Raw genomic sequence first — 22,690 nt, 5'->3', positions numbered from 1 at the left:
TTGGGGAGCCCTCTTGCGAGGGTATCCAAGGCTTCACCCGATTGCCCCGCCACCGGCCCGGCGGGATATCGTCACGGAGTCCGTTTCTGGTCATGTTGCCCTTTCCCCTGGATCGCGCCCGCCCCGCGCCGACCTTGCAAGAACAGATCTACCGGACCATCCGCGACCGGGTGATTGGCGGCCAGCTGCCAGCCGGGGCCCGCCTGCCCTCGACGCGCGATCTGGCGCGGGACCTGGGCGTTTCGCGCAACACCGTGATCCTGGCTTTTGACTGGCTGGCGGCCGAGGGCTACCTGGAGCGGGCCCGGGGATCGGGCACCTTCGTCGCCCGCCTGCTGCCCGCCGATCTGCCCCCGCCGCCGACGGTCGCGCCCCCTTCCGACCTTTCCCGCGACAACGCGCTCTCCGCGTCTGGCGAAAACGCGCTCCCCGCGTCCGGCGACAACGCGGTCCCCGCGTCCGGCGACAACGCGGTCCCCGCGTCCGGCGACAACGCACCCCCCGCGCCGCCCCCCATCGAGCCCCCGGTCCTGGCCCACGAGGAAGCCGGAAGACCGGTGTTCGATTTCTGGTACGGCCGCCCGGACCCGCGCTTGTTCCCGGTCCGGGCGTGGCGGATGCTGGGGGGAATGGTGCTGGGAGCCTGCGCGCGAGGCCTGGCCGAGTACGGCGACCGGGGCGGCGACCCCGCCTTGCGCGCCGCCATCGCCAGCTACCTGGCGGGCGCGCGGGGCCTGGTGGCAGCGCCCGATCAGGTGATCATCACCGCCGGCGCCCAGGAGGGGCTGAACCTGATCGCGCGCCTGCTGATCGAGCCCGGCACCCCGGTGGGGTTCGAGGCCCCGGGCTACGACGCCGCCGCGCGCGTGTTCGAAGCCCACGGGGCCCGGATCCACCCCGGGCGCGTCGATCGCGAGGGCCTGGATCCCGCTTCCTTGCGCGCGGCGCGCCCGCGCGTGGTTTTCGTCACGCCCTCCCATCAGTTTCCCACCGGCGCGGTCATGAGCCTGGACCGGCGCCGGGCCCTGATCGAGCAGGTCGCGCGCCAGGGCGGGCGCCTGGTCGAGGATGATTACGACGGCGAGATCGTCTACGAAGGCCCGCCCGTCGCCGCCCTGGCCGCCCTTGATGGCCTGCAACGCACGCTGTACGTCGGCTCGTTTTCCAAGACCCTGGGCAACGGCCTGCGCATCGGCTACGTGGTCGTGCCCCGCTCGCTGGTTCCGGCGGCCCGGGCCCTCAAGGGGTTGATGAGCTACGGGCAATCGTGGCTCGACCAGCAGATCCTGGCCGCCTTTCTGGCCAGCGGACGCTTCGAGCGCCATTTGCGCCGGCTGCGGGTTACCTGCCGCGCCCGGCGCGACGCCGCCCGGGCGGGATTGATCGCGCGGTTCGGGCCCGGGCTGCGTATCGACGGGGCCCAGGCCGGCATGCATCTTTATTGCACGCTGCCCCCCGAGGCGCCGCCGGCGCGGGTGGTGGCCCAGGAGGCGCGCGCGGTGGGAGTGGGCCTGTACCCGGCCCAGGACTCGGGTCTGCGCGCGGGCGACGCCGACCTGAGCCGCGACCTGATCGTGGGCTACGCCGCCCTGACCCCCGAGGAGATCACCCGCGCCCTGGGCCGGCTGACGCGATCCTAGCGCCGGCCCCTCTTCCGTCCCGATCCGGCTCCGCGAGGCGCCCCCGGGTCGATTCCACCGGATCGCGCCTCCCTCGCGGCGCCCCCTTATTGCGCTTTGAAAATGCGTCAATACAACGCCCTGCCCCTTCATGCGCCGGCCACGGTATTCGAAGGCCGCCCCTTCCCGCCCCCCAAAGCCCCACCGCTCCCCCAAAAAAGCGACACGGAAGGCGAGAAAACGCCGCAGATTGGAGGGTTGACAGGGTGCGTGCCTGCCGCCAAAGTCGCGCCCTCACAACCCCATAGCCCGGGTTGCCTTTCCCGTAGGGGCGGGTCTGGCGAGCGGGCGCCGTTCGCGCGGGAGTCCTGTCATGCGGATCCTCATGGTCCATCCGAACTACCATTCCGGCGGCGCCGAGGTCGCGGGAAAGTGGTCCCCGGCTTGGGTCGCCTATCTTGCCGGTTACCTGAAGGCGGGCGGCTACTCCGACCTGCGCTTCGTCGACGCGATGACGGACGACCTGAGTGAAGATGACCTGCGGCGCATTTTCCGCGAGGAAAAGCCCGCCATCATCGGCGCCACCGCCGTGACCCCGGCCATCTACAAGGCCGAGCGCCTGTTGCAGATCGCCAAGGAAGAGTGCCCCGACGCCGTGACGGTGCTGGGCGGCATCCATGCGACGTTCATGTTCCAGCAGGTGCTGCTGGAAGCCCCCTGGATCGATGTCATCGTGCGCGGCGAGGGTGAAGCCGTCACCTTGAACCTGGTGCGCGCCATCGACGAAGGCCGCTGGCCGGCCGAGCGGGAATCGATTCGCGGCATTGCCTACATGGACGGCGAGAAAATCGTCGCCACCCCGGCCGAACCCTCCATTCGCGACGTGGACTCCATTGTCCCCGACTGGAGCGTGCTCGACTGGAAGAAGTACATCTACATTCCGATGGGCGTGCCCGTCGCGACCCCGAACATGGCGCGCGGCTGCCCGTTCACCTGCTCGTTTTGCTCGCAGTGGAAGTTCTGGCGCGATTACCGCGTGCGCGATCCGAAGAAGGTGGTGGACGAAATCGAAATCCTGGTGCGCGAGCACGGGGTCGGCTTCTTCATCCTGGCCGACGAGGAACCCACCATCAACCGCGCCAAGTTCATCGAGTTCTGCGAGGAACTGATCAAGCGCGACCTGGGCATCCTGTGGGGCATCAATACCCGCGTGACCGACATCCTGCGCGATGAAGAGCTGCTGCCCTTCTACCGCAAGGCCGGCCTAGTCCACATCTCGCTCGGCACCGAGGCGGCGGCCCAGCTGAAGCTGGACCTGTTCAACAAGGAAACCACGGTCGCCCAGAACAAGAAGGCGATCGACCTTCTGCGGGCCAATGGCATCGTCACCGAAGCCCAGTTCATCGTGGGCCTGGAAAACGAAACCGCCGAAACCCTTGAAGAAACCTACAAGATGGTCATGGACTGGAATCCGGACATGGCCAACTGGTCGATGTTCACCCCGTGGCCGTTCTCGGACCTGTTCCATGAACTGGGCGACAAGGTCGAAATCTTCGACTTCGAGAAGTACAACTTCGTGACCCCGATCATGAAGCCGCTCGCCATGGACCGCGCCGAGCTGCTCGACCGGGTGATGGCGAACTATCGCCGCTTCTACATGTACAAGTCGTTCCTGGGCTATCCGTGGGTGCGCGAGCCGACCCGGCGCAAGTACCTGCTGGGCTGCCTGAAGGCGTTCTTGCTCAGCGCCTTCCAGCGCAAGTTCTACGACCTCGGCCGCTTCAACTACTGGGGCCCGCAGTCGAAGAAGTGGGTGAAGTTCGAGTTCGACAAGTCGCGTGCCCGCGTGGACGAAGTCGAGGATTCCTGGAAGAGCGCGCCCAAGCACAAGCGTCCCGCGGCGGCCATGAAGGCCTGCGGCGGCGCCGAGGGCGAAATGGCCGAGGAACAGGCCCCGACCAAGGTCATGGCCTGTGGTGGCGGCGACCAGCAGTTGCCGGAAAACACCGTGGCCCCCAAGGCGTAAGGCCCGACCCCCGGGGAGGCTGCCTCCCCGGGTCCTTTCGCCCCGGCTTCTTTCCGGTGTCCCTTCCCGGGGCCGCGTTGCGTTCGGATCACTCCGGCGGCGCGGCCCTTGGTCTTTGGGGCCCCCCTGTCGCGGGAACCCGTGCCATGAGTCCCAAACCCCGCCGCCTGATGCTCCAGGGGACCGGCTCCGACGTCGGCAAGACCCTGCTGCTGGCCGGCCTGGCCCGTGCCTACACCCGGCGCGGCCTGGCCGTGCGGCCGTTCAAGGCCCAGAACATCAGCAACAACAGCGCCGTGACCGCCGACGGCGACGCCGATCCCGACGACACCCGTCCCGGACGGGGCGAAATCGGCCGCGCCCAGGCCCTGCAGGCAGCGGCGTGCAAGGTGGCGCCCTCGGTGCACATGAACCCGGTGCTGCTCAAGCCCCAGGCCGGGGTGGGCTCGCAAGTCGTGCTGCGTGGCCGGGTGATCGGAGCCAGCCCGGCGCGGCAATATCCCCTGATGCGGGGCCAGTTGCTGCCCGTGGTCCTCGATTCCCTGGAACGGGTGGGAACGGGCGCCGACCTCGTGCTGGTGGAAGGCGCCGGCAGCCCGGCCGAGGTTCACCTGAAGGCCGGCGATATCGTCAACATGGCCCTGGCCGAGGCCGCCGACCTGCCGGTGCTGCTGGTGGGCGATGTCGATCGCGGCGGCGTGCTGGCCGCCCTGGTGGGCACCCACGCCCTGCTGAGCCCGGCCGAGCGGGCCCGGGTGGTGGGGTATCTGATCAACAAGTTTCGCGGCGACCTCGCCTTGTTCGACCCGGCGTGCGCGATCATCACCGAACGCACCGGCTGGCCCTGCCAGGGCGTGGTGCGCTGGTTCACGGGCGCCGCCGGCCTGCCGGCCGAGGATTCCCTGGCCCTGGGCCCCGGGGGTGGGGGCGCGCGGGACTCGCGCCGGGACGCCAGCGCGCGGGTGCGCATCGCCGTGCCCCGCCTGCCCCACGTGGCCAATTTCGACGACCTCGATCCCCTGGCCGCCGAGCCCGGGGTGCATCTGTGCTGGATCGCGCCCGGCCAACCCCTGCCCCGCGACGCCGATGTCATCGTGCTGCCCGGCTCCAAGGCCACGGCCACCGATCTGGCCCACCTGCGCGCGGCCGGCTGGGACGACGACCTGCGCGCCCACGTCCGCCAGGGGGGGCGGGTGGTGGGCCTGTGTGGCGGCTACCAGATGCTGGGCCGGGTGCTGGACGATCCCGAGGGCCTGGAGGGCCCCCCCGGACAAACCCCGGGCCTGGGCCTTCTCGACATCGAAACGGTGATCACCCGCGACAAGGTGCTGACCCCGATCACCGCGCGCGACGGGATCAGCGGCGCCTTGATCCGGGGCTACGAGATGCACATGGGCCGCACCACCGGCCCCGGCCTCGCGCGGCCCTGGCTGTGCCTGGAAACCGACGACGGCCCCGAGAGCGGGCGGCCCGAGAGCGGGCGGCCCGAGGGCGCGGTGTCGAAGGACGGGCGGGTGATGGGCAGCTATCTCCACGGCCTGTTCGGCCAAGGCGCGTTTCGGGCCCACTGGCTGGGCCAGGTGGGGGCCCGGGCCGCCCTGCTCGATGCCGAAACCGCCCTGGACGCCAGCCTGGACGCCCTGGCCGACCACATTGAGGCCAACCTGGACCTGGACGCCCTGCTGGCCTGCGCGCGGTAGCGCCCTTCTTGAAAGGAACCGCCATGAAACGCAGCCCTCTCATGCTTTCCGGCATCACCCGCAAGGATCGCCATGCGGTGATTGCCGAAATCAGCGACCGGATCAGCGCGGCCGGCGGGTGGATCGTTCACCACGAACTCTATTCGAATCTTGCCGTGATGATCCGCTTCGCCCTGGAGCCCACCGGCCTGAAGACATGGCGGGATTCCATGGTCGAGACAGCCCTGGGCCTGGATGACGACAGTCTGCGGGCCCTGGATCAGGCGATGGCCGCGCCGGCCCCGGCGGGGGCGGAAATCACGGTCTCCCTGACCATGACGTTCATTCACAATGAACCGGATCTGCGCCAGATCATCCCGGCCGTGCCCGGATGAAGCGACGGCGCGATGGGCTCAAGGGGTTCGGTTGCAAGGGCCCCTCCCCCCCTTTCGGTTGATTTCATCCAAACGTCACGGCACCGTCCCGGTTCTGCAATGGCTTGTCTCTAGTGTGGCGGGGATATTCCCGGGGTTCTGGCATGCGCCGCGCCCCCACCCCTTCTTCGCCCGCGAGGAAAAGTCATGACCAAGCCTTCGTATGCCCTGGCGCCGATGAGCCGGCGTGCCTTGCTGAAGACCGCGACCGTGGCCGGCGCCGCCACGCTGGCGGCCCCGTGGATCCTGAAGGGGGCCCGGGCCAGCTCGGGCAGCGTCAACGTTTTCGCCTGGGGTGACTACATCAAGGACAACATGAAGGAAGCCTTCGAGAAGGCGACCGGCATCACCATGAACCTGTCCACCTACGGGTCGAACGAGGAATGCGAAAACAAGCTGCGCGCCGCCGGCGGCGCGGGCTTCGACCTGATCTTCCCGTCCATCGACACCGGTCCCAACTACTACCGCGACGATCTGTTGCAGCCGCTTGACGAAACCCGGTTCAAGGCCGACCAGATCATTCCCTCGATTTATCGCAAGTCGGTGACCCTGGGCGCCACCCATCGCGGCAAGCGCTACCTCGCGCCGTTCAACTGGGGCACGGAAGCGCTCACCTTCGACAGCACCAAGCACCCCGACTTGAAGTTCGGCACCTTGTCCTACGGCGACCTGTGGGCCGACGGGCTGGACGGCCGGGTGGCGTGCCGGCAAAAGTCGGTGCTGGTCAGCATCGTGTTGTACCTGGATGCCACCGGCGCGATCTCGGCCGGCGGCGGCATGGATCTGGTGAAGGACGAGGAGTCGGCGCGCAAGGCCTTCCAGGCCGCCTACGACTTCGCCGTGGCGCACAAAAAGAACATCGGCGCCTTCTGGAACAACGCCACCGAGGCCACCGCCGCCTTCACCGATGCCGGCTGTTCCATCGGCCAGACCTGGGACACCACCGGGGTGCTGCTGCACCGCGACGTGGACGCCAAATGGCGCTACACCATGCCCAAGGAAGGCGGGCTGGGCTGGATCGATACCGTGGGCATGCCCCGGGGCGCCGCCAACGTGGAACAGGCCTACGCCCTGATCAACTTCCTGATGACGCCGGAAATCGGCGCCATGATGGCCAACAACACCGGCTACAACTCGGCCGCCGTCGGCGCCGAGAACCACCTGAGCGAGGCCAACCAGGCCGCGTTCAAGATGGCCTATCCCGAACAGGCCGCGATTGACGGCCTGTGGTGGTGGCCGGCGCAAACCGCGTTCTTTGGCGAGCTGCGCACCGAGTTCGTGGAAAAGCTGACCAACGCGTGAACCGGATCCCCGGGCGGTTCCGGCGGGCGCGGGGTGTCTTGCCCCCCCGCCCCGGACCGCCCGAGGGTTTCCTGGTCGCGCTCCAGCCCGAAGGCCGCCCGATGACCGTTGCCGCCGCCCTCGCCCACGGCAAGGACGTGGACCTGCAAGGCGCCGCCATGCGCTTTGGCGGGTTCCAGGCCGTTGCGCCCACCGACTTGCTGATTCACGCCGGCGAGTTCTTTTCCATCCTGGGCCCGTCTGGCTGTGGCAAGACCACGATCTTGCGCATGATCTCGGGCTTCTTGCAGCCCACCGACGGGCGGGTTCTCATCGGCGGCCAGGACATGAAGGGGGTGGGGCCCAACAAGCGCCCCACCGCCCTGATCTTTCAGAACCTGGCCTTGTTCCCGTTGATGAGCGTGTGGGAAAACGTCGCCTTCGGGTTGGAGGCACGGGGCGTCGCCCGAGGCGAACGCAAGCGCCGGGCCCAGGCCCTGCTTGAGCTGGTGGCCTTGGGCGACCAGGGCGACAAGCGGCCCTCGGAGCTGTCGGGGGGGCAGCGCCAGCGGGTCGCCATCGCGCGCGCCCTGGCGGTCGAGCCGGCGGTGCTGCTGCTCGATGAACCCCTGTCGGCCCTGGACTTGAAACTGCGCCAGCACATGCGCGCCGAACTGCGCGCCATCCAGCGCAAGATCGGCATCACCTTCGTGTACATCACCCACGACCAGGGCGAGGCCCTGACCATGTCGGATCGCATCGCGGTGATGAACCAGGGCGTGATCGAACAGGTCGATGCCGCCGACGTGCTCTACAACCAGCCCCGCACCGCCTTTGTCGCCACCTTCGTGGGCGAGCACAACACCGTGCCGGGCACGCTGGGCGCCACCCACGACGGCGTGTGCCGGATCGACACCCCGCTGGGTCCCTTGCACGCCTTGAACCCCCATGCCCTGACCCCGGGCAGCCCCGCCTTGCTGTTCGTGCGCCCCGAGCGGATGCGGCTGCTCAACGGCGCCACCAAGCCGCCGGCCAACGCCTTCGAGGCCACCTTGCACCGCCGCGACCTGGAAGGCGCCTTCCTTCACCTGCACCTGGAGGCCGCCGGCCAGTCCCTTGTCGTGCACCAGACCAACACCGGCACCGTGCCGGCGCCCGGCACGCACCGGCTGGGCTTCGAGCCCGACGAGGCCCGGGTGCTGCCCCCGGGAGCCCTGGCCCATGAATAGCCTGATCGCCACCTATGGCCGCCCCTTGAGTGCCCTCTTCCTTCTGCTCACCGCGCTGTGGGCGGTGGGACTGATCGCCCTGCCCCAGGCGGTGATGATCGAGCGCTCGCTGTGGGTCGAGGAACGCGATACCTCGGTTGAGCTGCGGATCAACGCCTTGTACAGCTCGTTGGAACTCAAGCGCTTTGATCTGGCCGACGCCAAATCAGAGGCACGCAAGACCCAGGTTGCCGAGCAGATCGCCACGCTTGAAGCGGAAATCAAAACCCTGGAAGCCCGGGAAAGCGCGCCGCGCAAGGTGTATACTCTTTCCAACTACACCCGCATGTCGAGCTTGCATTTCACCATTTTTCTTAAAACCATTGCCTATGCCCTGTGCGTGACCGCGCTTTCCCTGATGGTTTGTTATCCCGTGGCCTACGCCGTGGCCCATCTGGCTCCGCCCACGCGCGCGGCCTTGATGATGCTGGGCCTGATCGTGCCCTATGCCATCAACGAATTGTTGCGGGTGTATGCGTGGCTGATGATCCTGGATTACCAGGGCGTGGTGAACACCCTGCTGGCGTGGATGGGCCTCGTGGATTTCGAGGCGCGCACCTGGATCCCGTTCCTGGAATCCTCGGGATCGGTGTTCGTGGCCATGGTCTACACCTACATCCTGTTCATGGTGTTTCCCATCTACAACACCTTGGAAACCCTTGATCACAACCAGATCGAGGCCGGGCGCGACCTGGGCGCCCCAACCTGGCGGATCCACCAAAGGATCGTGATCCCTCACGCCAAGCCGGGCATCGCGGTGGGCTGCCTGATGACCTTCATGCTGTCGGCCGGGTCTTATTCCGTGCCGCAGGTGATCACGCGCGGCAAGGCCGGAGACTGGTTCAGTCAGTTGATTTACCGGCAGTTTTTCGAAAGTTTCAACTGGAATGTCGGCGCCGCCTATTCCTTTACCCTGCTGGCAACCTGCATTGGCTTCATCGTTTTGATGATGCGCCTGTTCAAGGTGGGCATCCGCGACATTGCGAAGTAAACGATCCAGGAGTCCCGGCATGTCCCGCGCCAGCCAGTTGATCTTGAACGTCTATCTGATCGTTTTCTTCTTGTACCTGTTCTTGCCGCTGGGCGTCGTGGCCCTGGCCGCGTTCAATGCCTACCCCTACCCGTCGGTGACCCAGTGGCAGGGGTTCACGGTCCATTGGTTCGCGGCCCTGGCCCAGGACAGCCGCATCCTCACCGGCTTGTGGCATTCGGTGCTGATCGGCCTGGGGGTGATCGCGGTGTCGCTGCCCCTGGGCCTGTCCGGGGCTTTTTTGCTGTCACACCTGCAATCGCGCTGGAACACCGTGCTTTATAGCGTGCTGGTGTCGCCGATCCTGATTCCCGGCATTCTGCTGGGCGTCTCCACCTTGATTTTCTGGGGCAGCCTGGGGTTCGGGGCGGGGCTCGTGACCGCGATCCTGGCCCAGTCGTCGTTCATCGCATCCTATGCCATGCTGCTATTCCTGGCCCGGCTGCAACGCCAGGATCCCACCTTGGAGGACGCGGCCCTTGACCTCGGCGCCTCGAACCTGCGGGTGTTCTGGCGCATCACCCTGCCCTTCCTGCGCCCCACCGTGCTCACGGCCGCCGTGCTTGCCTTCCTGCAATCGATCGAGAACTATAACACCACCGTGTTCGCCATCGGGGCCGACTGGACCCTGGTCACCGAGATCGGCTCGCGGTTTCGCTTCGGGCTGTCGCCGGTGATCAACGTCATCGGCGTTGTGTTCATCCTGATCACCGTGGCGGCGGCCACCGCCTATGTGCTGGTCCGCCATCACGAATTGCGCCGGAGCCATGCCAGATGACAGCCGCCCCGTCCCCCACCGCCTGTTCCAAGGTCGTTCTGGTGCTCCTGGACGGCCTCGGCTTCGACACCGCCGTGCGCGAGTTGGGCTATCTCGAAGGCCTGGTCGAAGCCGGGCGGGCGGCCCGCGCGTGCGTGCGCTCGGTTCTGCCCAGCCTGTCGCGCCCCACCTACGCCACCGTGCTCACCGGGCTGGTGCCGGCCGCGCATGGCATCACCGGCAATGGTGTCGCGCGCCGGCTGACGGTGCCGCACCTGTTTTCACTGGCGTCCGAGGCCGGGCGGAGCACGGCGGCGGTGGCGTATTTCTGGATCCACGAACTGGTCATGGGGCCGCCTTTCGACCCGGTGCGCGATGGCGAGGGGGACCAGCTCCCCGGACCGCTGCATCACGGCCGCTTCTATCAGGCCGAGGACTTCCCCGACCAGGAGGCGATCACCCAGGCCGCCCGCCTGATCGCCCGCCACGCGCCCGATTTCGTGCTGCTCCACCCCATGGGCTGCGACCACCAGGGCCACCAGGGCGGCGGCGGCTCCCTGGCCTACCGCCGCGCCGCCGCCCGGCAAGGGGAACTGCTCTCCCAGGTCATCCCCGGGTGGCTGGAGGCGGGCTACCGGGTGGTGGTCACCGCCGACCACGGCATGAACGCCGATGCCTACCACGGCGGCCCGTCCGACGACGAACGCCTGGTGCCCCTGTACCTGATCCACGCCGGCCTCGCGGGGGTGATCGCCCCCGTCATCGAGCAAACCGCCGTGGCCCCCACCGTGCTCCGCCTGCTGGGCCTGCCGCTCCCGTCGTCCCTGCCCACCGCGCCCCTGGTGTAGGACGGGGCCGAACGGGCCACGCCAATCCCTTTCCCACCCCCGAAAACGAAACGCGAAGGAACGGCTGCTTGGCCGCGAGCCAATCCAACGCTTGACATGTTCCTTGTTTGTTTTCATGCCTTCGCGGAGACGATACCCTCCGACGGAATGGCACGGATGTTCACACGACCTCGGTTCGCACTTCACCGCCGCGCCCATGGACGAGGACGGGCATGATAACGCGATGATGGACACCCTGACCAAGACCGAACGAAGCGAAAGGATGCGACGGATACGTGGACGCGACACCGCGCCCGAATGGGTCGTGCGCCGCCTCGTTCATGCCATGGGGTACCGCTACCGTCTTCACGTCCGCGATCTTCCAGGAAAGCCCGATCTTGTCTTTCGCGGACGGCGTTGCGTCATTTTCGTGCATGGTTGCTTTTGGCATCGGCACGACTGCCACCTTGGCCGATTACCGAAATCCAATCTCCAGTTTTGGCTGCCAAAGTTTGAAGCCAACAAGGAACGAGACGCTCGAACCCTCTCGGCCCTTGATGCCTTGGGATGGCGCGTGCTGACGGTCTGGGAATGCGAGCTTGTCGACAAGGAAAAAATCAGAAAGAAAATAATGGAGTTCCTGGAAGGAACCGGACGATGAAATCAATCGAGCTTTTCGCAGGGGCTGGCGGCTTGGGAATGGGCCTTCATCAAGCTGGGTTCGAACCGATTCAGGTTATTGAGCGGGATAGATATTGTTGCGATACCATTCGAGAGAACAAGGAACGCTGCATTAATCACGTCGTGAATTGGCCACTCGTCGAGGGGGACGTGCGATCGATCGATTTCCGCCCCTACAGTGGTCAAGTGGACCTGATTTCGGGAGGGCCCCCTTGCCAACCCTTTTCCCTCGGAGGAAAACACCGCGCCCATGACGACGCGCGCGACATGTTTCCACAGGCGATTCGGGCCGTGCGTGAGGCAAGGCCACGCGCCTTCATTTTCGAAAATGTAAAAGGTCTCACCCGTTCGGCGTTTAGAAATTATTTTGAATACATACGCCTTCAAATGGAGCACCCGGAGATAGAAAAAAGAGACAACGAGAGCTGGATGGAGCACATGGCTCGCCTGGAAAGACACCATGTCCAGGGCCGGCGCGCGGGTCTTAATTATCGCGTTGTTTCACGGGTGGTTAACGCGGCCAACTACGGCGTTCCACAAAAACGCGAACGGGTCGTGTTCGTGGGCTTTCGTGATGATCTGGACATGGAATGGTGCTTCCCTCGGGAAACGCACTCCATGGAAGCCCTGCTCTGGATTCAAGTGCGCGATGGCTCCTATTGGGAGCACCATCGCGTGGCTCGCAAGGCTCGCGCGCTTCCCGAACGCCTGTCGCTTCGAGGACAAGCCCTCAAGGAAAGGCCCGCGACATTGCCTTGGCGTACCGTCAGGGACGCCGTCCATGACCTCCCCGACCCCGAACACAGCCCGAGCGCGGCCATGGCCTGGCTCAACCACCGCTTCCAGCCCGGCGCGCGCTCCTATCCGGGCCACACGGGCAGCCCGCTTGACGAGCCGGCCAAGACGCTGAAGGCCGGTGTCCACGGTGTGCCAGGCGGTGAAAACATGTTGCTCAGGCCGGATGGAAGCATTCGGTATTTCACGGTACGGGAAAGCGCCCGGCTTCAAGCGTTCCCGGATGATTATCTTTTCCACGGCTCATGGAGCGAAACCATGCGGCAGCTCGGGAACGCGGTGCCGGTTACCTTGGCGCGCATCATTGGCCACGACGTCGCGAATCGCTTGAGGGAAACCACATGAGCGCCAAGTCCGGCCCGTCGACCTCCATCATTGAGGAATTCCGCCAAACCCTGCGACGTCTTGTGGTGGAAACCGATAAACCCGCCCTCAAGACACTGGCTCGAAAGGCATTGGAGTCCGAAATTCGTGGGATCATGGAGGAACTTGGCGATTTCTTGACGGATCTGGATCCCATTGGGCAACCAAAATCGGTTTTCGACCCCGGAAATCCAAAAATTGTTGGCCGTTTTATTTCGTTGGCGCTTGTCGCCCAGCCCCGGCACCCTCTTTCCGAGGTTGCTCGCTTCTATGGCTCAGGGGTCTATGCAATTTACTACAAAGGGGAATTCCCTCTGTACGCCCCCTTGTCCAGGCAAGAAACACCAATCTATGTTGGACAAGCAGCCCCCCAGGTCAATAACGCGAAAACCCCCATGGAACAAGGAGACAGACTTTGCCGGCGCCTCGACGATCACCGAAAGAATATTGGAAAAGCGACATCGACTCTTAATCTTGACGATTTCGAGTGCCGCGCCCTTGTCGTTCAAAGTGGCTGGGAGACAGCGGCCGAGGATTATTTGATCCACCTCTTCCGACCGATCTGGAATAGCGAGACAGGCATTCTATACGGCCTCGGAAAGCACGGTGACGCAGCGGACACACGCGCCAACAAACGCTCGCCTTGGGATACCTTGCATCCTGGGCGCGCCTGGGCCGCGGATGAACGCCTCGTTGATTCCAAGACACCCCAGCATATCGCGGATGAACTAAGGACCCATTTCACCACCCATCCGGTTTTTCCCGACCTCGAAGCGGTTCTTCAAAATTTCATGGAGGAACTACGGCAAGCGTGATCCTTGCCCTCCACGGGGAATACCTTGTCTCCCTCCCCCCCTACAGCCGTGCCTTCACGTAGTGGCCCGGGGCGTCTTCCAGGGCCGGGAGGGCGCCGGTGCCGGGAACGCGGGCGGGGACCGGGTCGCCGGCGTGCTTGTCCATCCAGGAAACCCAGTCCGGCCACCACGAGCCCGGGTTTTCCTTGGCGCCTTCCAGCCATGCGTCCGGATCCTTCACCTTGCGCCCGTTGGTCCAATAGCCGTACTTGGGCCGGGACGGCGGGTTGATCACGCCCGCGATGTGACCACTGCCCGCCAGCACGAAGCGCACCGGGCCGCCCAGCAGGCCCGTGGCCTTGAAGGTGCTTTTCCAAGGCGCGATGTGATCCTCGCGCGTGGAGAGCAGGTAGGTCGGGCACTTGATGCGCCCGAGGTCGATGGGCGTGCCCTTGACCACCAGCCGGCCGGGCTGAACCAGCTCGTTGGCCTCGTACATGCGCCGCAGATAGAACGTGTGCATCATCGCCGGCATGCGGGTGGAGTCGGCGTTCCAATACAACAAATCGAAGGCCGGCGGATCGCGGCCCAGCAGGTAGTTGTTCACATAAAACGACCAGATCAGATCATTGTCGCGCAGCATGTTGAAGGCGTTGGCCATGTAGCGGCCATCCAGGTAGCCGTTGCGCTCCATGCAAGCGTCGAGCTTGTCCAGAAGATGAGGCTCGATGAACACCCCCAGCTCGCCCGGATCCGAGAAATCCAGCATGGTGGTCAGGAAGGTGGCCGCCTTCACCCGGTTCTCTCCCTTGGCCGCCAGGTGGGCCAGGGTGGTGGCCGCCAGGGTGCCGCCGATGCAATAGGCCATCAGGGCCACCTCGCGTTCGCCGGTGGCCTGCTCGATCACGTCCAGGGCAGTCAGCGGGCCCTCGGCCATGTAGTCGCCGAAGTCCTTGTCCGCGAGCGACGCATCCGGGTTGACCCACGAAATCATGAACACCGTGAACCCCTGCTCGACCAGATAGCGCACCAGCGAGTTCTTGGGCGTCAGATCCATGATGTAGAATTTATTGATCCACGGCGGCACGATCAAAAGCGGGCGTTTGCGCACCGTTTCCGTGGTCGGGGCGTACTGGATCAGCTGCATCAGCGCGTTTTGATAAATCACCTTGCCCGGTGTCAGGGCCAGGTCGCGCCCCACCTCGAAGGCGGTTTCGTCGGTCATGGCCACGCGCAAGCGCCCCTCGCCCCGCTCCAGGTCGCGCAGCAGGTTTTCCATGCCCTTGAGCAAGGTCTTGCCGCCGCTTTCGACCAGGGCCCGGCGCGCCGCCGGATTGGTGGCCACGAAATTGGTGGGCGAGAGCGCATCCACGATCTGGCGGGTATAAAAGCCGATCCGGCTTCTGGCGCCCTCGTCCAGGCCCTCGATCCGGTCCACGGCCGAGAAGATGGCCCGCGCCGTCATCAGGTAGCTTTGCTTCAGGTGATCGAACAGGGGATCCTCGTCCCAGGCGTCATCCTTGAAGCGGCGATCGCCGGGGCCGGGCGTGATCACCGGCGCCGCCTTCTGGCCGCGCAGCCGCCCGGCCGAGGCCTCGCACAAGGCCAGGTAATCGCGCCACCACGTCGCTTGCGCGTCCAGGAACGGGGCCGGATTCTCGGCCAGCTTGAGCGCCAGACGGCGGAAGCTCTCGGCCATGGCGTCGGGGTCGGGCACCTCGACCTCGGGGCGGGAGACCTGGGCGTTCACCGCCGCCATCCACAGCTTTTGGGATTTTTCCATCCAGTCCAGCCAGGTCGTCCAGGCTTCGGCGAACGTTGTCTCGGAACGGGTGGGGGTGTGCGGACCCGGCTTGGCATCGCTCATGGCAAAGGCTCCTGGTCAAACGAGAGACAGGCGTCTCCCAACACCCTAACGCGCATCGCGCGCGTAAGCCAGTACGCAACAGGAAACCGGAAGGGAACGCCGTCCTTCGGGGCTACAGGCCATACAGGGGGAAGCGGAACGGGCGGCCCCACAGGAGCTTGCCCAGGCCCGCCCACATCCCCACCTCGTGGCGCGCGGCGCGGGCGCGGCCCAGGGGGCGCACAATCACCCAGGCCAGCGCGTGCGCCAGCGCCTGGAGCCCCCCCGCCACCATCCCCAGGATGACCGACGGCAGCCCCGCCCGTCCCAGCCGCACCCCGGCCAGGATATGGGCCTGCCCGTCGCGGAAGCGGCGCCGGCGCACGTAGGTCACGGTGCAGCGGGGCCGTGGCACGCTTTCATTGACCACCGCCCCGGGCGACCACGCGAGACGCGCCCCCTGGGCGATCAGGCGCCGGATCAGCACGCTGTCCTCGCCACCGGTGCGGCCCAGGTCGGGGTCGAAGGGCGGATCGGGCAGACGCAGGCGCCGGCGGTCGAGCAGGCTGTTGCGCAGGCCCAGGGCCATGCCGCGCCCGGTCAGGCTGGCGCCCTCCTCCAGCGCGAACGTCCGGCCGAAGTAGCGCGCCAGCAACGGGCGCAGGGGATCGGTTTCGTCGGCGCCCAGGTGGGGCACGACGGGGCCGAACACGATCCCCGCCCCGCTGGTGTCATGGGTTTCCAGCAGCGCGCGCAGCCAGCCCGGTTCCGGCCATTGGTCATCGTCGAGGAAGACAAGGCACGGGCCGCGCGCCAGGGCCACGGCGGTGTTGCGCGCGGCGCTGATGCCCGGGCGGCGTTCGTGAACACTGATCAGCGCCGGCCCCTGCCACGAGGGCGCCAGCGCGGCCAGCACCCGCTGGGCCGAGGCATTGGGGTCGTTGTCGACCACCACGATTTCCACCCGCTCCGGATCGGGCCCGCTCTGGGCCGCGACCGCCAGCAAGGCGCGCCGCAACCAGGTGGGACGGCGAAAGGTGGGGATCAGGACGCTGACCAGCGGCGCGCCCGTCGCAACGGGAAGCGAAGCCATGCCCCGGCCCTCAGGACGGAAAGAGCGCGGCAAGGCGCGTGACAACCGCCCCCAGGCCAGGCGGCGACCCGACGCGAAACCAGGGCAGGAGGCAAGCGGCCGGCGGCATGGACTCGGGGCTCCCTTGGCGGCATTTGAAAGGGGGGGGATGGCATCGACCATAACGCAGAGGAGCGCTCTTTGCACTCTCTCTCCCCCCGCTTCGCAAGACCGCGGGCCCGCCGTCGCGCGACGGGTCGCCAGTCCGCCGCCCGTCCGCTCAGGCGCGGCCGTCGATCAGGCGAATGATGCCCGAGAAATCAAGGCCACCGTGGCCGGCGTTGCAAAACAGGCTGTACAAGGCTTCCGCCGCCGCGCCCAGGGGGGTGGCGGCATCGCACCCGGCCGCCGCCTCCTGGGCCAGTTTCAGGTCCTTGAGCATCATCGCGGCCGCGAATCCGGGCTGGTAGTCGCGGTTGGAGGGGGCTTGCGGCACCGGTCCCGGCACCGGGCAGTAGCTGGTCATCGACCAGCACTGTCCCGAGGCCTTGGAACTGATCTCGAACAGTTTTTGCGGATCGAGCCCCAGGCGCTTGCCGAGCATGAAGGCCTCGGCGGTGCCGATCATCGAAATGCCCAGAAGCATGTTGTTGCAGATCTTGGCCGCCTGCCCGGTGCCCGCTCCCCCGGCGTGCACGATGGTTTTGCCCATCGCCGTGAGCACCGGACGGGCGCGCTCGAACGCGTCATCGGGGCCGCCGACCATGAAGGTCAAGGTACCGGCCTCGGCCCCGGCCACGCCGCCCGAAACCGGCGCGTCCACCATGTCCAGCCCCCGGGCCTGGGCCCGTTCGGCGACCACGCGGGCGGTGGTCACGTCCACGGTGGAGCAGTCGATCAGCAGGGCCCCCGGGGGCGCGGCGCCAATCACGCCGCCGTCTTCCAGGTAGACGGATCGAACATGGCGGCCGGCCGGCAGCATGGTCACCACCATCTCGGCGTCCCGCGCCGCGTCGGCGGGCGAGGACGCGGCCCGCGCCCCGGCGGCGGTGGCCGCGTCGAGGGCCTCGGGCACCCGGTCGAAGGCGCGCACCGCGTGGCCCGCCTTCAGCAGGTTGCGCAGCATGGGGCCCCCCATGTGCCCCAACCCGATGAACGCAATGTCTCCCATGGAATTCCTCCGCTTGGCAGGCCGGCTTTGGCGCCGGCGTCTGTTTTTTCAGGGGGGTCGGAAAAGACGACAGGATCGTTCCAACGTCGGGCCAAGGCCGGGCCGGAGCCCCTACAGCCGGGGTCCCAGGTTCAAGTCGGGCTCGGGGCCGGGGGCGAACAGGGCCTCGACCGCGTCCGGGTCCACGCCATCCAAGGTGGCCGGCGACCAGCGGGGTTGATTGTCCTTGTCGATCAGGACCGCCCGCACCCCTTCCGCGAAATCGGGCAGCCGGGTCAGACGCGACGCCAGCCGGTATTCCTGCCTCAGGCACCCATCGAAATCGAGGGTGGCGCCCTCGCGCAGGGCGCGCAGCGTCACCCGGGTGGACAGGGGGGACTTGGTCAACACGGTGGCCCGGGCCTCGGCCGCCCACGGATCGCCCTCGGCCGCCAGGGCCTCCAGGATGGTTTCCGCGTCGTCGCCGGCGAAGCAGCGATCGATCAGGGCCTGACGCGCGGGCCACGACGCGGGGCCGGGATCGGCGTGGAAGCGGGCCAGCACCGCCTCGGGATCGGCGCCGGGGGCGCACAGGGCGGCCTTCAGCTCGGGCAGGCGTTCCGAGGGCACGTAATGGGTGGCCAGGCCCGCCGCCAGGGCGTCGGCGGCGCCCTGGCGCGCCCCGGTCAGCGCCATCCAGGTGCCCACCTCCCCCGGACAGCGGGGCAGGATCCAGGTGCCGCCCACGTCGGGCAGCATGCCAATGCCGGTTTCGGGCATGGCCACCTGGGTGCGTTCGGTCGCGACACGAAAGCGCCCGTGCACCGACACCCCGACGCCGCCGCCCATGGTGATGCCGTCGATCAGGGCGACGAACGGCTTGGGGTAGGTCTTGATCAGGCGGTTGAGCCGGTATTCCTCGGCGAAGAAGGTTTCGTTGTCGGCGAAGCGCCCTTGTCCCGCGGCCTGGGCCATGGCGCGCACGTCGCCCCCGGCGCAGAAGGCGCGCTCCCCCGTGCCCTCGATGATCACCAGGCGCACGTCGGAATCATCGGCCCAGACCCTGAGCGCCGGGTCAAGATGGCGGATCTTGTCCAGGGTCAACGCATTGAGCGCCCGGGGGCGGTTGAGGGTGACCACCGCCACCCCGTCGGCGACCGAAAACAGGATCTCGTCATAGCTCATGGTGAAGACTCTGTCCTTCTGCGTGGAGACACGACGAAACAGGACAACGAAACAGCGCGATTAGTCCGCGACCAGCCGGCGGCCGATGATCACGCGCATGATCTCGTTGCTGCCCTCAAGGATGCGGTGCACGCGAAGATCACGCAAGAGGCGCTCGACTGGATAGTCCTTGATGTAGCCATAGCCCCCGAACAATTGCAGGGCTTCGTCGCACACCGTGAAGCCGGTGTCGGTGGCCAGGCGCTTGGCCATGGCGCACCAGCGGGTGGCGTCGGGATCGCCCGCGTCCAGGCGGGCGGCGGCCTTGTGCAGCAAGGCCCGCGCCGCTTCCAGATGGGTGGCCATGTCGGCCAGCTTGAAGCGGGTGGCCTGGAAATCGGCGATGGCCTGACCGAACTGGCGGCGGTCGCGGACATGATCAAGGGCGGCGGCCATGGCGGCGCGGGCACCTCCCAGCGAACAGGCGCCGATGTTGAGGCGTCCGCCATCCAGGCCCATCATGGCGAAGCGAAACCCTTCCCCCTCCTCGCCCAGGCGGTTCTCGGCCGGCACCCGCACCCCATCGAACAAGACGGTGCACGTGGGCTGACTGTTCCAGCCCATCTTGGCTTCCTGCTTGCCAAACGACAGCCCCGGCGTCCCCTTTTCCACCACCAAGGCCGTGATGCCGCGCGCGCCCTCGGCACCGGTGCGCGCCATCACCACATACACATCCGAGCGCCCGCCGCCCGAGATGAACGCCTTCTGGCCGTCCAGAATATAGTCCTCGCCCTCGCGCCGGGCGCGGGTGCGCAAGGACGCCGCGTCCGACCCGGCCCCGGGCTCGGTCAGGCAGTAGCTGCCAAACAGCTCCATGCTCAGCAAGGACGGCAGCAGACGCTGGCGCAGGTCATGCGTGGCAAAGCGGTCGATCATCCACGACACCATGTTGTGGATGGTCAGGTAGGCGGTGGTCGAGGGGCAGGCACTCGCCAGTTCCTCGAAGATCAAGGCGGCATCCAGACGGGTCAGGCCCGCGCCCCCCAGTTCCTCGCGGCAATAGATGCCCGCGAACCCAAGGGCGGCGGCGGCGCGCAAGGTGTCCTCGGGGAAGATTTTTTCCTCGTCCCAGCGGGCCGCGTGCGGGCGTATCTCGGATTCGGCGAAGGCCCGGGCCACCGCCTGGAACTGGCGCTGGTCCTCGGTCAGATCAAAGGTCATTCCCTGTTTTCCTCCCGGTTCGTCCCTTATGGGTTGCGCCAACTATAGCGGTCCGGCCGCCCCCGGGAAAGGGGCAAACTGACGTTTACGTCAACCGATACCCGCTGACGGACCGCCCGGACTCCCTGCCCGACCCCGGGTCGCTTTCACATGAAATTATCTAATGGATAAATCGAGCTTTTCCCTTGAAACCCTCGACTGTTCCGCCCACAGTCAGGGCCACAGAGCGCACGTCTCGTTCACCCTTCGCCAAGGAACCCGCCCCATGTCGATAAACAGCGTTCATCCCGAAACCCTGCTTTTGCATGCCGGCTACCGGGCCGATCCCACCACCGGATCGGTGGCCGTGCCCTTGTATCAGACGACCTCGTATCAGTTCCGCGACACCGACCACGCGGCCAACCTGTTCGCGCTCAAGGAGCTGGGGAACATCTATACCCGCATCATGAACCCGACCACCGACGTGCTGGAGCAACGGGTGGCGGCCCTGGAAGGGGGCGCGGCGGCGGTGGCCGTGGCCTCGGGCCAGGCGGCCAGCACCTATGCGATTCTCAACCTGTGCCAGGCCGGCGATAACTTCGTGACCTCGACCGACCTCTATGGCGGCACCTGGAACCTGTTTGGCAACACGCTCTCGCAGCTGGGGATCGAGGCGCGCTTCGTGGATCCGGCCGACCCCGAGGCCTTCCGCGCCGCCACGGATTCGCGCACCCGGGCCTACTACGCCGAAACGCTGCCCAATCCCAAGCTGCGCGTTTTCCCGATCGCCGAGGTCGCGGCGATCGGCAAGGAGCTGGGCGTGCCCCTGATCGTCGACAACACGGCGGCCCCCATTTTGTGCCGTCCGCTGGCCCTGGGCGCGGCCGTTGTCGTGTATTCGGCGACCAAGTACCTGGGGGGACATGGCACCAGCATCGGCGGCCTGGTCGTGGACGGCGGCACCTTCGACTGGGAAACCCATGCCGAGCGTTTCCCCACCCTGTCCGATCCCGACCCCAGCTATCACGGGGCGCGCTGGATCGACGCGGCCAAGCCCCTGGGGCCGATCGCCTATATCCTGCGCCTGCGCGTCACCTTGCTGCGTGACCTGGGGGCGGCGCTCAGCCCGTTCAACGCCTTCATGCTGATCCAGGGGCTGGAAACCCTGGCCTTGCGCATGCGCGCCCACTGCGCGAACGCCACCCAGGTGGCCGCGTTCCTGGCCGCGCACCCGGCGGTGACCCGGGTCATCCACCCCAGCCTTCAAACCGGCGAGGACGCCCGCCGGCGTGACGCCGGCTTGTCGGGCGGGCACGGCGCCTTGCTGGGCTTCGAGCTGGCCGGCGGCCGCGAGGCCGGACGGCGCTTCATCGACGCCCTGAAGTTGTTCTATCACGTCGCTAACATCGGTGATGCCCGCAGCCTGGCCATCCACCCGGCGACCACCACCCACAGCCAGTTGTCGCCGGAGGACCAGCTTGCATCCGGCGTTTCAGAGGGGTATGTCCGGCTGTCGATTGGAATCGAACACATCGACGACATCATCGGTGACCTGAGACAAGCGCTGGAGTCGTTGTGAACACACCCCATCCTTACGCCGTGGGGAGCTTTCCCCACACCCGCTTGCGCCGCCCACGCCGGGACGACTGGTCCCGGCGCCTGGTGGCCGAGAACACCTTGACGGCCAATGATCTGATCTGGCCCGTGTTCGTCATTGAAGGCGAAGGCAAGCGGGAAGCCGTCGCCAGCATGCCGGGCGTGGACCGGTTGTCCATCGACCTTCTGGTCGAAGCCGCCCGCGAGGCGCGCGATCTTGGCATTCCGGTCATTGCCCTGTTCCCGTGCATCGATCCCGCCTTGAAGACGCCGGACGGGCGGGAATCGGGCAATCCGGATAATCTGGTCTGCCGGGCCGTGCGCGCCATCAAGGCCGCCGTGCCCGATATCGGCGTGCTGTGCGACGTGGCCCTGGATCCGTTCAACTCCGACGGCCACGACGGCATCGTCAAGGACGGCCAGATCCTCAATGACGAAACCGTCGAGGCCCTGTGCCGGCAGTCGCTGGTCCAGGCCCAGGCCGGATGCGACGTGATCGCGCCTTCCGACATGATGGACGGCCGCATCCGGGCCATTCGCGAGACCCTGGACGCCGAGGGCTTGCAGCGGGTGCAGATCTGTTCCTATGCCGCCAAGTATGCCAGCGCCTATTACGGGCCGTTCCGCGACGCGCTGGGCACCCATGGCGCGCTGAAGGGCGACAAGAAAACCTACCAGATGAACCCGGCCAACACGGACGAGGCCATCCGCGAAGTGGCGATGGATATCCAGGAAGGCGCCGACACCGTCATGGTCAAGCCGGGCCTGCCCTACCTGGACATCATCCACAGGGTGAAGGAAACCTTTGGCCTGCCCACCTTCGCCTACCACGTGAGCGGCGAGTACGCGATGCTCAAGGCCGCGGTGCAAAACGGCTGGCTGGACAACGACAAGACCGTTTTGGAAACCTTGATGTCGTTCAAGCGCGCCGGCGCCGACGCTGTTTTGACCTACTGCGCCGTCGAGGCCGCCCGCCTGCTGAAGGCCCGCGCCTGACCCCGTTGCCGTTCCCTTCCCCGGGCTGTCCGCCACGGGGAAGGGAACCGGCGGGATAGCCCCCCTTTGATCCCAATCGAACCAAGACGCGGCGCAAGGAAATCCCCTATAC

Annotated in this window: 19 protein-coding genes; 14 read left to right on the top strand and 5 right to left on the bottom strand. The window is 66.7% G+C overall.

Features of this window, described 5'->3' with window-relative positions:
• The first annotated feature begins 92 nt into the window (after positions 1-92).
• The 12 genes from pdxR (at position 93) to ROR02_RS03660 (ending at position 13,575) form a co-directional block, all read left to right on the top strand.
• A complete protein-coding gene (gene pdxR / locus ROR02_RS03715) occupies positions 93-1,640 on the top strand; it encodes a MocR-like pyridoxine biosynthesis transcription factor PdxR (RefSeq protein WP_246135384.1) in 1,548 nt (515 codons plus the stop codon).
• Positions 1,641-1,992: 352 nt separating this feature from the next.
• Entirely contained in the window at positions 1,993-3,645 is a 1,653-nt protein-coding gene (gene bchE / locus ROR02_RS03710; protein ID WP_147162666.1) for a magnesium-protoporphyrin IX monomethyl ester anaerobic oxidative cyclase, read from the top strand.
• Between the two features lie 146 nt (positions 3,646-3,791).
• On the top strand, positions 3,792-5,345 hold the full coding sequence (locus ROR02_RS03705) for a cobyric acid synthase (RefSeq protein WP_147162665.1): 1,554 nt from the start codon (positions 3,792-3,794) through the stop codon (positions 5,343-5,345).
• A 23-nt stretch (positions 5,346-5,368) separates the two neighbouring features.
• Positions 5,369-5,719, top strand: a complete 351-nt coding sequence (locus ROR02_RS03700; RefSeq protein ID WP_147162664.1) for a hypothetical protein — start codon at positions 5,369-5,371, stop codon at positions 5,717-5,719.
• 186 nt (positions 5,720-5,905) lie between these two features.
• Complete coding sequence (locus ROR02_RS03695; RefSeq protein WP_147162663.1) at positions 5,906-7,060, top strand: extracellular solute-binding protein; 1,155 nt, start codon at positions 5,906-5,908, stop codon at positions 7,058-7,060.
• A 101-nt stretch (positions 7,061-7,161) separates the two neighbouring features.
• Complete coding sequence (locus tag ROR02_RS03690) at positions 7,162-8,268, top strand: ABC transporter ATP-binding protein (protein ID WP_147162662.1); 1,107 nt, start codon at positions 7,162-7,164, stop codon at positions 8,266-8,268.
• Positions 8,261-9,298, top strand: a complete 1,038-nt coding sequence (locus ROR02_RS03685) for an ABC transporter permease (RefSeq protein ID WP_147162661.1) — start codon at positions 8,261-8,263, stop codon at positions 9,296-9,298. Before ROR02_RS03690 ends, ROR02_RS03685 begins: the two co-directional genes overlap by 8 nt.
• Before the next feature lie 19 nt (positions 9,299-9,317).
• A complete protein-coding gene (locus ROR02_RS03680; RefSeq protein ID WP_147162660.1) occupies positions 9,318-10,115 on the top strand; it encodes an ABC transporter permease in 798 nt (265 codons plus the stop codon).
• The gene (locus ROR02_RS03675; protein ID WP_147162659.1) at positions 10,112-10,942 is read left to right on the top strand and encodes an alkaline phosphatase family protein; all 831 of its coding nucleotides are present in this window, start codon (positions 10,112-10,114) and stop codon (positions 10,940-10,942) included. Before ROR02_RS03680 ends, ROR02_RS03675 begins: the two co-directional genes overlap by 4 nt.
• Positions 10,943-11,165: 223 nt before the next feature.
• Positions 11,166-11,582 (top strand): very short patch repair endonuclease, encoded by a 417-nt coding sequence (locus tag ROR02_RS03670; protein ID WP_218032758.1) that lies wholly within the window; start codon positions 11,166-11,168, stop codon positions 11,580-11,582.
• Positions 11,579-12,742 (top strand): DNA cytosine methyltransferase, encoded by a 1,164-nt coding sequence (locus ROR02_RS03665; protein ID WP_147162658.1) that lies wholly within the window; start codon positions 11,579-11,581, stop codon positions 12,740-12,742. Before ROR02_RS03670 ends, ROR02_RS03665 begins: the two co-directional genes overlap by 4 nt.
• Positions 12,739-13,575: an Eco29kI family restriction endonuclease gene (locus ROR02_RS03660; protein ID WP_147162657.1), complete on the top strand. Its 837-nt coding sequence runs from the start codon at positions 12,739-12,741 to the stop codon at positions 13,573-13,575. Before ROR02_RS03665 ends, ROR02_RS03660 begins: the two co-directional genes overlap by 4 nt.
• Positions 13,576-13,615: 40 nt before the next feature.
• On the opposite strand, the gene phaC is transcribed toward ROR02_RS03660, so the two are convergent.
• The 5 genes from phaC to ROR02_RS03635 all read right to left on the bottom strand — a co-directional run bounded on the left by phaC (position 13,616) and on the right by ROR02_RS03635 (position 20,007).
• A complete protein-coding gene (gene phaC, locus ROR02_RS03655) occupies positions 13,616-15,421 on the bottom strand; it encodes a class I poly(R)-hydroxyalkanoic acid synthase (protein WP_246135383.1) in 1,806 nt (601 codons plus the stop codon).
• Between the two features lie 112 nt (positions 15,422-15,533).
• The gene (locus ROR02_RS03650; RefSeq protein WP_170244942.1) at positions 15,534-16,493 is read right to left on the bottom strand and encodes a glycosyltransferase family 2 protein; all 960 of its coding nucleotides are present in this window, start codon (positions 16,491-16,493) and stop codon (positions 15,534-15,536) included.
• Positions 16,494-16,752: 259 nt separating this feature from the next.
• Positions 16,753-17,643 carry a 3-hydroxyisobutyrate dehydrogenase gene (mmsB, locus tag ROR02_RS03645; RefSeq protein ID WP_147162655.1) on the bottom strand — a complete coding sequence of 297 codons (891 nt, stop codon included), beginning with the start codon at positions 17,641-17,643 and terminating at the stop codon, positions 16,753-16,755.
• Between the two features lie 111 nt (positions 17,644-17,754).
• Positions 17,755-18,807: an enoyl-CoA hydratase/isomerase family protein gene (locus tag ROR02_RS03640; RefSeq protein WP_147162654.1), complete on the bottom strand. Its 1,053-nt coding sequence runs from the start codon at positions 18,805-18,807 to the stop codon at positions 17,755-17,757.
• A 60-nt stretch (positions 18,808-18,867) separates the two neighbouring features.
• Complete coding sequence (locus tag ROR02_RS03635) at positions 18,868-20,007, bottom strand: acyl-CoA dehydrogenase family protein (RefSeq protein WP_147162653.1); 1,140 nt, start codon at positions 20,005-20,007, stop codon at positions 18,868-18,870.
• A 265-nt stretch (positions 20,008-20,272) separates the two neighbouring features.
• On the opposite strand from ROR02_RS03635, the gene ROR02_RS03630 reads away from it, so the two are divergent.
• Positions 20,273-21,565: an O-acetylhomoserine aminocarboxypropyltransferase/cysteine synthase family protein gene (locus ROR02_RS03630; protein ID WP_147162652.1), complete on the top strand. Its 1,293-nt coding sequence runs from the start codon at positions 20,273-20,275 to the stop codon at positions 21,563-21,565.
• Entirely contained in the window at positions 21,562-22,578 is a 1,017-nt protein-coding gene (gene hemB / locus ROR02_RS03625; RefSeq protein ID WP_147162651.1) for a porphobilinogen synthase, read from the top strand. Before ROR02_RS03630 ends, hemB begins: the two co-directional genes overlap by 4 nt.
• Positions 22,579-22,690: the final 112 nt, after the last annotated feature.

It is taken from the genome of Pararhodospirillum oryzae (assembly GCF_007992075.1).
Classification (GTDB): Bacteria; Pseudomonadota; Alphaproteobacteria; order Rhodospirillales; family Rhodospirillaceae; genus Pararhodospirillum; species Pararhodospirillum oryzae.
The sequence above is the reverse complement of the archived record's forward strand: the minus strand, read 5'-3'. Positions and strand labels throughout refer to the sequence as shown.